Origin of the sequence: Chamaesiphon sp. GL140_3_metabinner_50 (assembly GCF_025361915.1) — a bacterium.
GTDB lineage: Bacteria > Cyanobacteriota > Cyanobacteriia > Cyanobacteriales > Chamaesiphonaceae > Chamaesiphon.
Window position 1 is genome coordinate 1 of record NZ_JANYJC010000239.1, and the last position, 9,263, is coordinate 9,263.

Here is a 9,263-nt window from a genome sequence, read left to right on the forward strand (position 1 = left end):
CAAACCAATTCCCAGTACCAGCTTACGGTTCAGAGTTTGGATCTCGCCGAACTGCGGAAATATATGCCGATTCTGCTAGAGCGAGTTCAAGCCATCCCTGGCTTGCGTGGTGTCGATAGCGATCTCCAGCTCGCTACCCCCCAAATCAACGTCGCGGTTGACCACGACAAGGCTGCTCTGTTGGGAGTGAGCGTCGCTCAGATCCAGCGTACCCTCGGCGATGCTTATGGCTCCGGTCAGGTTTCGACGATCTACGGGGCAAATAATCAATATACGGTCGTGATGGAACTCAAACCAGAATATCAACGCGATCCGAGCGCATTATCGTCGCTCTACGTGCGGAGTTCCCGACAAGCAGCGACGACCACACAGACGGCGACTACCGGACAGACATCGAACACAACACAGACGGCGACTACCACACAAGCATCAAATACCGGAGTAGTGCTGCCGCTCAGTTCTGTAGCAACTATTACTCAAGGCATCGGCCCCCTCACCGTCAATCACTTGTCAGGACTGCCTTCGGCGACGATTTCCTTCGATACTCTGCCTGGAGTATCTTTAAGTGATGCAACCGCACTAATTAACAAAGCTGCCGCCGAGGTGCTTCCCAGTACCGTTACAGCTAGCTTTCAGGGAGCCGCTCAAGCCTTCAATGATTCTTTTAGTAGTCTGGGCGGGTTATTGGTAGTTTCGATCGTGGTGATTTATCTAATTCTAGGGATTCTTTACGAAGATTTTATCCATCCAATTACGATTCTGTCGGGCTTGCCTTCGGCTGGATTTGGGGCGTTATTAACTCTACTAGTGTTTGGCGTAGAGCTAAATCTTTACTCGTTTATTGGGATTATTTTGTTAATCGGCATCGTCAAGAAAAACGGAATTATGCTGGTAGACTTTGCCATCGAACGTCAACGCCACGTTAAGAATATCCTACCCCAGCAAGCAATCTATGAAGCTTGCTTAGTGAGGTTTCGACCGATTATGATGACCACAATGGCAGCATTGATTGGCACGATCCCGATCGCACTAGGCGCAGGTTCTGGATCGGAGGCGCGGCGACCATTGGGGATTGCGATCGTCGGCGGTCTATTCTTTTCCCAAATTTTGACGCTCTATCTCACGCCCGTTTTCTATATCTATCTAGAATCGTTCCGCCAATTTCTCGATCGAAAAAAGTTAAAGAGCGTTCCTCAAAAATATTAGCTAGTTAAATCGATGAATAAATATAGTAACGGAGTCTTAACCCAAAATTGATGAAAAAATCGACTACAAATATCCCTCCACCGCCAGTCAAACATCGCTCTCGCTTGTTTCAAGGAATTTTACCTTTCAGCAGACCGAACATCAGCAATGACATCATTGGCGGCATCGTGCTGGCTGCTATTGGCATCCCGGAAGTGATGGGATACACCAAAATTTCCGGCACACCGATCGCCACCGGACTGTATACGCTCCTGCTACCCGCGATTATGTTTGCGATCTTGGGTTCCTCCCGCCATCTCGTTGTCGCTGCCGACTCCGCAACGGCGGCAATTCTGGCGGCTGGGCTGTCTGGCTTGGCACCCGTTGGCAACCCGCATTATTTAGCTTTAGCCGAAGCAGTCGCCATCCTGGTGGCGGGAATATTGATCCTCGCACGGTTATTTCGGCTGGGTTTCTTGGCAGACTTTCTCTCGCGCACCGTCTTAATTGGCTTCTTGACTGGGGTAGGAATTCAAGTCGCGATCGGTCAATTAACTGGGTTGCTAGATCTTAAAGGCGGCGGACATCAACCGCTCCAACAACTTCTCACTGCGATCGAGGGTTTTCCCCATGCTAACCATCTGGCGATCGGGATTTCGATCGCCGTTCTGATGACGATTCAATTATTCGAGCGATTTATCCCCAAATTTCCTGGCGCATTGCTGGCTGTAGTAGTCGCGATCGTTGCCAGTTGGCAGTTTAACTTTGCCAGTCACGGTGTCAGCGTGGTGGGGGCTGTGCCGAGTGGTTTACCTGCCTTTGGTTTACCCACGATCGATCTGAGCGAAATTCCCCAAATCTTGGGGATTGCCCTGTCTTGCTGCATCGTAATTGTCGCCCAAAGTGCCGCCACTGCTCGCGCTTACGCTTTTAGATATAGCGAGAGCTTCAATGAAAACATCGATCTCGAAGGTTTGGCGGCGGCGAATCTGGCGGCGGGATTGACTGGCACCTTTGTCGTCAATGGTAGCCCGACGAAAACTGAAATTGTCGATACCGCAGGCGGACGCAGCCAAGTAGCGCAACTAGCTACAGTCGCCGTCGTGCTAGTTGTCATTCTATTTCTGACTCAACCGATTAGCTATTTACCTAACCCAGTTTTAGCCGCAATTGTGTTCTCGATCGGACTGAGATTGGTAGACATCAAAGGACTGAAATCGATCTTTAAAACCCACCGTGAAGAATTTTATTTAGCGATCGTTACTGCTGCTACAGTAGTTTTTATCGGTGTCAAAGAAGGGATTATTCTGGCAGTAATGTTATCCCTAATCTTACATGTCCGCCATAGCTATCGACCGCATTCGGCGATCGTTTTGCCCGACGACCATCGACAGTGGCAGTTGATTCCAGTGCAAATGGGCAGTGTTTCGGCACCAGGTTTGATTATCTATCGATTTAGTCGCGATTTATTTTATGCCAATGCTACCTTCTTTTCGGAAGAGATTGAGGGACTAGTCAAAAGTGCTAACCCACCAGTGCGGTGGTTGATTCTCGAAGCCAGAGCGATTACCGATATTGACTACTCGGCATCGCTAACGATTCGCGATGTTGCTAAGGAATTAGCCGATCGAGATGTCACTTTTGTTATCTCTGGTTTGCCACCAGAAACCCGCAGACAATTCGATCGCGATGGACTGACAGATTTAATCGGTACAGATCGATTTTTTAACCACTTAGAAGAAGCATTGGCGGTTTTCGATCGCGAACCAACGATCTAATCGGCATAAATCTCTGAGTTAATGACAAGTTACAAATTATCCCGTGCTGTCTGGTAGTCTATAATCTTTGGGTGGGAAGGAGTAAGGATCGCAATCTATATAAATAGAGTAATAGCACAAATGCCGCAATGAAAAGATAAGATTGAAAAATATTTAAGATCGGGATGTTAGCTAGTAGATCGGTAACATTAAAATAATTACTACAAAAGACATAAGTTAAGGCTAAAAGCAGAATATTAGTTCGAGAAAAAGTCGATTCCATTAAAGATAGCGGCAGGATCGCGGCATAAATCGGTAATAAGATGCCGTAGTGATGTTCCCAGGCAATTGGAGAAGCCATTGTGCTAGACAACGCAATAATTAAAAAATCAATAGTTCCTCCTTCACTACGTTTGGGCGAGATTGGCATCAAGGCTATAGAAATTAAAATTAAGGAGCTAGCTAGAGTAGAGATATAAACAATGGAATTAAAAGGTGCAAAAGCATGGTCTTCCCACTGCAAATTTTTACCATTAAATATTAATCTGTTTACCAATCCATTAATTGAGTGGTTATTCTTAAACGACTCTCCATGCCTAGAAATAAAAGAAAGAACCTTCAAGTAATCAATATTATTTTCGGATCCAAAAACCATAAATGATGTGAGCAGTCCAGATGTAAAAACAATAGAAAACCAAACAAAGAATTGGTATTTCTTGCGAATAAAGCTCCAAATATAAATAATTAGATATTGTGGCTTGATGAGAGCCATGATAGCTGTAAGTGCCCCAGCTAGTCTTTCAACTTTTTTCAATAAAAGCCATGTAACTAATGCAAACAAGCAATTTAAACACACTTGAATCTGACCTAATTGAACTGCTCTGACAATAGGATAGAAGCTCAAACTCAAACAAATAACAATAAAATCTCTTGTTAATGCATCTACGCGGGAATGGGGAAGATTCTTTCGATTGGAAGTTTTAATTAAGACTAGGTTGAATATTTTTGAGACCAACAAAACATTGAAAGCTACTGCTATGTAGTTGATTATTTTTAAAGCATATCTCCATTCACTTTCTGGAATCGTCCAATCTAGTAAAATAAAAGGAAAGAGAGAAGAAAGAGGATATTGAAACTTAATTTTATTATTGAAAAATATTTCAGAGTATACCGTCTTATCGTGAGATGAGTGAAGATAACTAAAAGCTATGTTCATTACCTCCCAAGAGTCTTGGCTCGTCTCCCTTTCTAAAAAAGAGTGGATGATGGGAGCGAAGACAGTTTCCGCATAAGCTCCTGGAGATAACACTTGAAGACATAGATTTATACCAATGATATTAAACAATGCGAACAAAGCCATGTTGCGTGTCAAAGGACTTAAACTTTTCCAGTAGCCGATCGAGAACATAAAAAAATATGTAGAAGGTTTTTTGGATAAACCCTCCACCAGAGGGAATAAGCATATTTATAGCTGGTGACTACTAGCTTTTAGAGGTAGATACTTGAGCTGCTAAATTAGCCCATCTCATCCTCCGAGGTACTCCTCAGAGAATGGCATTTTGAGGCATAAAAAGCGACACAATATGCGTACGTCTTAAAAAGTTCGGTTTCTGAGACAGTCTTTTATTTACTGGAAAGGGTTTCAAGCGTTTGATGCTAAACCTACTTTTCCATAATCCCCCTTTTCGAGGGTTTAGACAAAGTGCGATTCGTTTAACTAGATGCTTGACAACTTGATGTCGATCGACCAGGTGAAAGCCCTCTCCTAGAGGGCGCATCCGCACGGTAGGCGGCGGGCGCAAACGGGTCTAAAAAAAGTAACTGGAGAAATTGTAGCACTATATGTAACAATCCACAATACCGATCGCTCCAGACTGTTGAAGATCGATACCACGAGCGAAACTAACATTAATCTCAGCGCACTCGATACTTTGAATAACCTTTCCGTCGCTCCTAACTGCACTAACGATCCTGAATTAAGCTAGTTTGTGATGACTTAATATTAATAGCTTTTTCTTGACTGGAGCAACTTCATCCTCGATCGGACGTAGCTCTAATACCAAGTCTAATTCTGTCTCGATCGGCATTACCATTTCAGTAAAATCTAATCCACAGTTCTCATGTGCTTGAATTAGTTTAGCTTTTAGTGAATCAACCACGATCGCCTTCTCTTAACTGGGTAAAGTTTCGGCGATCGCACAACGAAATCGATTTTTCAGATAAAATCAAGGTGCGTTACTTGTAGATCGATATCATGAGCGAAACTAATATTAATCCCATCGCGCTGTATACTTTGAATCCACTCAATCGGTTTTCAGATCGAGCAGCCGATTATGTCAAATATCGACCGAGCTACCCAGCAGCCGTAATTGACACCATTTTGGATGGGTTAGATGCCGCGATGCTAGTAGCCGCAGATATTGGCGCAGGTACTGGCATTTCTGCGCGGTTGTTAGCCGAGCGCGGTGTCCGAGTATTCGCGATCGAGCCGAATGCCGCAATGAGCGCGGCGGCAACACCGCATCCCTTGGTAGAATTTCGCGATGAGTAATTCTTACTGCCCATCTGAAGGAATTTTATGCCAGCAACTAATGTTAGATCTAGGAAAGCTGCACGATCGCTTCCAAAGTGATGATGGTTTTGTCTATCTCAAATACTCTACTAGCCTACATCTGGCCGAACCTTTCAGTTGATGCTAACTGCACTAACGAACCTGAATTAAGCTAGTTTGCTCTGACTTAACATTAATAGCCTTTTGTTGACTGGGTAAACTCCCAGCCACCATAAAGCCAATCCCGATCGCGGATATCCCCAAGCCAACATACCAAACAATCTGTTTCCGAGTCAGAGCTGCGATCGCTCCCATCGAAATGCCCACTTGCAATGCGGCTACACTTCGAGCAAATAGCTCGTGACGTTGTAAATCTTGCTCGGATTCTACCTGTAGTTGCCGCGCTTCTTTTTGAATCTCTTGTTGTTCTTTATTTAACTTCTCAATTTCGCTAGTTGTTTTAGCTGGGACTGGTTTTTGGAGAGCTTGCAATAGAGTTAGATTAGATTCTTCAATATGTCGCTTGGTAGATTTTGCCTGATATTGCGACCAACTATCGCTCGATTTGATTTGAGCCAACATTCCTTCATTGGCAAAATAACCGCCCTGCATTGCGGCGATCGCTGCTAATGTTGAAAAAATAGCCGTCGATAACCCAATAAAGTTTAGCGATTGACGTTCCTGGCGTTGCTCGGCGCGTTCTTCGGCTAGCTCCTCTTTCATATCTTTCAGAGCTTCAGCCGTATCCTCCTGCATTTGGGCAGGTTCTCGCCCTAAATCTTCTTCCATAGTTAATGTTGTTAAATAGAGTAAATGGTGAAAGAGGGTAGCCGATCGCGCTAACGCTAATACCATGACATGACTATATCTCCAGATATGTTAAGGTGTTTAGAGACTCTATACCAATCGATTTTTTATAAACGATTTTGTCCAGATTCAGAATGTTTGGGGTCGCGTTTTATTATATACTAAGCTCATCTCAAATAAGCTGATTTTCATATATCTTTAGTAAGGCATCTGAGTTCCCCAGTCTGTCGTAAGTCAAGTAAAAATGTTATGACCGATCGATCTCATCAAATCGCTGTCAATCTTCAACCAGCCGCGATCGCTAAACTAGAACGGCTCCGATACCTGAGTAACCTCTGGGATAATGCCTTGAGAATTCCAGGTACGAATCTGCGAGTAGGACTCGAATCGCTGATTGGCATCTTACCATTTGGTGGCGATGTAATTGGGCTACTGCTGTCTTGCTATATTCTATTCCATGCTATTCAATTTCAACTACCCAAAACGATTCTACTAAGAATGGTTGCCAATATTGTCATTGATGCAGTTGTCGGACTCGTGCCAATTCTGGGCGACTTATTCGACACCACCTGGAAAGCCAATACGCGTAATGTTAATCTTTTAGAAAATCATCTGCAACAACCAACTATAAGTCATAGTGCAAATCGTAAGTTTATAATTTTGCTATGGCTGGGAGTCATCTCGATCGCGATTATATTAATCGCGATTTGTGTAATATTGTTTAAACTATTATTACTCGTTCATTTTTAATTAATACTTGTGCATGAATGTCGATCGTCGCAAATTTCTGATATCTAGTGGTGCTGTTTTAGGATCGATCGTTGGTGCTAAATTAGCCTGGAAAAATTCAGCCGATTCCAAAATTGCCAATGCTAAATCTGTTACTAAACGGTTATTAAGATTCGGGGTACTAGCCGATACTGGTACTGGCAGTACACAGCAATATGCTGTTGCCCATACATTACTCAAACAGCATCAAAAATCTCCACTAGATCTAGTGGTACTAGCTGGAGATAATATCTATACCAATGGTGAGTTTCGCAAGATTGAATCGGTATTTACATTGCCTTATCACGATCTCCTAAAAAGTGGTGTAAAATTCTATGCTTGCTTGGGAAATCATGATGTACTCAGTGATGTTAAAACTGGGGATAAAATTTCTAACCAAAATATAATCGATCGAACGACGATCTCGATCGGGTAAAATATTACCTCAATTCTCTCCTTGTCTATTTGCCGACTTAGTTCTTATACCCGTTAATGATGACTTATTATTTAGCTACCCCCGCACCAGAAGCGATCGATTTAGGATTCGTCCAGTTAGGTTGGTTCAAGGTGTTGATTCTGGGAATCGTCCAAGGAATTACCGAGTTATTGCCGATTAGTAGCACCGCACACATGCGGATCGTCCCCAGTCTATTAGGATGGCCAGATCCAGGTTCGGCGTTCTCGGCGGCGATGCAGATGGCGAGTTTGGGTGCAGTTCTGTCTTATTTTTGGAAGGATATTAAGAGTTTAGTGGGGGGTACAGTTAGATCGATCGCTGATGGCAATTATCAATCTAGAGATCTCCAACTGACGCTAGGACTGATTATCGGGACGCTACCATTGGGTATTCTAGGGCTGCTGCTCAAAAAAACACTCAACGCGCCAAATTCGCCCCTGCGCGGCTTAGTCGTTATTGGGGTCGCTTCGATCGTGATGTCATTATTACTGGCGTTAGCGGAGTTTCAGGGTACCAGAGAGCGCGGATTTGGTAAGCTGACCCTCAAAGATGGCTTATTGGTAGGTGTCGCTCAAGCTCTAGCCCTCATTCCAGGCGTATCGCGATCGGGTTCGACTCTTACGGCAGGTTTGTTTCTAGGGATGGAACGCGAACCTGCTGCCAAGTTTTCGTTTTTACTGGGATTGCCCGCAGTTACTCTGGCTGGCGCGATCGAATTACACGCACTATTCAAAGCTGGACTGGATGCCAATGGCTGGTTTGTGCTATTGGTTGGCTTGACTTCGGCAAGTATTTCGGCTTTTTTGGCTATTTATGGATTATTGCGTTACTTAGAAAATCAGAGTACCTGGATTTTTGTGTGGTATCGACTCGCGATCGGGTTATGCTTGATTGTTGGTTCGGTGCAAGGTTTCTTACATTAGACTAAATTCAGAATCTTAAAAACGGTTTATGGGAATTTGATAATGACACCGCACCCTGACTTCCAAACCATACCACGGCACGAACTGAGAGCCTACGTTCTGTCCCATCGGGAAGATGAAAATGCTCTCCGAATTTATATGCACCGCTTAAAGACCGAACCAGGAATCGATCGACATCAAGGCGGTATTTCAGCAGACGATCTAGTAGAACTCAATCGACTGTTACAACACAGTGCTGCTAAAACTGGCGATCTAAATTAGCGATCTTTTGCTTTCGTTCCTCAACCCAACTCACCTAGATCGACATGGTAACGATCGCGAGTTGATACCATCGCGATCGTTAAACTCGTTAAGCTGGCTGCGCTCCTGATAGGTAAAGTCGCTCCTCACTTGCATCGTATTCAAACAACTCTGCATACCGTCCCCAGTCTACCGCCGTCGCAAATTGTCGCTCGGCTTCAGCAGTAGGAACGTGTTCGCTCCACAGATCTACGAAAAAGTCTCGCCGCATCGCACCACTGCGCTTTTCTTGGAGGGTTTGAATCATGCTGACTAAGACAGGTACGTGTTGAAGAGCTTGCTGTTGGAACAGTTCTTTACTCCGCAAAATGGTCGTAGTTGCAAAATCTTGTCCGATGGCTGTGAGATAAATATCGCCTGCGGAAACTGTGGCAAATCCGAGTAATACAGCCGCATCGACGATCGGTAATAAGTCATCGACGGCTAGTTTCAGGCTCTCTGCCAGTCGGGAAATATCGTCTGTGCCTTGAGGTTGGTCTACAATTAGCTCTAACAAACCGCTAATGGTACCAACG

Annotated in this window: 11 protein-coding genes; 7 read left to right on the forward strand and 4 right to left on the reverse strand. The window is 44.3% G+C overall.

Annotated elements, in window-relative coordinates; translation table 11 throughout:
* Together Q0R35_RS11820 and Q0R35_RS11825 are read left to right on the forward strand one after the other, a co-directional pair.
* Positions 1–1,206, forward strand: a 1,206-nt coding sequence (locus tag Q0R35_RS11820; protein ID WP_295618081.1) for an efflux RND transporter permease subunit, incomplete at its 5' end; no start/stop codon positions are given.
* Positions 1,207–1,256: 50 nt separating this feature from the next.
* Entirely contained in the window at positions 1,257–2,963 is a 1,707-nt protein-coding gene (locus tag Q0R35_RS11825; RefSeq protein WP_295618082.1) for a SulP family inorganic anion transporter, read from the forward strand.
* A gap of 58 nt (positions 2,964–3,021) precedes the next feature.
* Here the strand turns inward: Q0R35_RS11825 and Q0R35_RS11830 are convergent, their stop codons facing one another.
* Both Q0R35_RS11830 and Q0R35_RS11835 read right to left on the reverse strand, forming a co-directional pair.
* A complete protein-coding gene (locus tag Q0R35_RS11830) occupies positions 3,022–4,302 on the reverse strand; it encodes a glycosyltransferase family 87 protein (protein WP_295618083.1) in 1,281 nt (426 codons plus the stop codon).
* A 616-nt stretch (positions 4,303–4,918) separates the two neighbouring features.
* Positions 4,919–5,101, reverse strand: coding sequence for a hypothetical protein (locus Q0R35_RS11835; protein WP_295618084.1), 183 nt, complete (start codon positions 5,099–5,101; stop codon positions 4,919–4,921).
* 95 nt (positions 5,102–5,196) lie between these two features.
* On the opposite strand from Q0R35_RS11835, the gene Q0R35_RS11840 reads away from it, so the two are divergent.
* Positions 5,197–5,493, forward strand: a complete 297-nt coding sequence (locus tag Q0R35_RS11840) for a hypothetical protein (RefSeq protein ID WP_295618085.1) — start codon at positions 5,197–5,199, stop codon at positions 5,491–5,493.
* 153 nt (positions 5,494–5,646) lie between these two features.
* Here the strand turns inward: Q0R35_RS11840 and Q0R35_RS11845 are convergent, their stop codons facing one another.
* On the reverse strand, positions 5,647–6,348 hold the full coding sequence (locus Q0R35_RS11845) for a DUF4337 domain-containing protein (RefSeq protein ID WP_295618086.1): 702 nt from the start codon (positions 6,346–6,348) through the stop codon (positions 5,647–5,649).
* A gap of 201 nt (positions 6,349–6,549) precedes the next feature.
* On the opposite strand from Q0R35_RS11845, the gene Q0R35_RS11850 reads away from it, so the two are divergent.
* From Q0R35_RS11850 to Q0R35_RS11865, 4 genes are read left to right on the forward strand one after another with little or no spacing between them, the layout of a single operon-like run.
* Positions 6,550–7,050: a DUF4112 domain-containing protein gene (locus Q0R35_RS11850; RefSeq protein WP_295618087.1), complete on the forward strand. Its 501-nt coding sequence runs from the start codon at positions 6,550–6,552 to the stop codon at positions 7,048–7,050.
* A 13-nt stretch (positions 7,051–7,063) separates the two neighbouring features.
* Positions 7,064–7,504 (forward strand): metallophosphoesterase, encoded by a 441-nt coding sequence (locus Q0R35_RS11855; RefSeq protein WP_295618089.1) that lies wholly within the window; start codon positions 7,064–7,066, stop codon positions 7,502–7,504.
* Positions 7,505–7,563: 59 nt separating this feature from the next.
* Positions 7,564–8,448, forward strand: a complete 885-nt coding sequence (locus Q0R35_RS11860; protein WP_366944874.1) for an undecaprenyl-diphosphate phosphatase — start codon at positions 7,564–7,566, stop codon at positions 8,446–8,448.
* Between the two features lie 42 nt (positions 8,449–8,490).
* On the forward strand, positions 8,491–8,709 hold the full coding sequence (locus Q0R35_RS11865; RefSeq protein ID WP_295618093.1) for a hypothetical protein: 219 nt from the start codon (positions 8,491–8,493) through the stop codon (positions 8,707–8,709).
* An 88-nt stretch (positions 8,710–8,797) separates the two neighbouring features.
* Here Q0R35_RS11865 and Q0R35_RS11870 read toward each other — a convergent pair.
* Positions 8,798–9,263 (reverse strand): AAA-associated domain-containing protein (locus Q0R35_RS11870; RefSeq protein ID WP_295618095.1); only part of this gene is annotated, 466 nt, incomplete at its 5' end.

Excerpts from the sequence above, each read along its gene's own strand:
- Q0R35_RS11825 (WP_295618082.1), top strand. The coding sequence starts at position 1,257 with ATGAAAAAATCGACTACAAATATCCCTCCACCGCCAGTCAAACATCGC.
- Q0R35_RS11830 (WP_295618083.1), bottom strand. The coding sequence starts at position 4,302 with ATGGCTTTGTTCGCATTGTTTAATATCATTGGTATAAATCTATGTCTT.
- Q0R35_RS11840 (WP_295618085.1), top strand. The coding sequence starts at position 5,197 with ATGAGCGAAACTAATATTAATCCCATCGCGCTGTATACTTTGAATCCA.
- Q0R35_RS11845 (WP_295618086.1), bottom strand. The coding sequence starts at position 6,348 with ATGGTATTAGCGTTAGCGCGATCGGCTACCCTCTTTCACCATTTACTC.
- Q0R35_RS11850 (WP_295618087.1), top strand. The coding sequence starts at position 6,550 with ATGACCGATCGATCTCATCAAATCGCTGTCAATCTTCAACCAGCCGCG.
- Q0R35_RS11855 (WP_295618089.1), top strand. The coding sequence starts at position 7,064 with ATGAATGTCGATCGTCGCAAATTTCTGATATCTAGTGGTGCTGTTTTA.
- Q0R35_RS11860 (WP_366944874.1), top strand. The coding sequence starts at position 7,564 with ATGACTTATTATTTAGCTACCCCCGCACCAGAAGCGATCGATTTAGGA.
- Q0R35_RS11865 (WP_295618093.1), top strand. The coding sequence starts at position 8,491 with ATGACACCGCACCCTGACTTCCAAACCATACCACGGCACGAACTGAGA.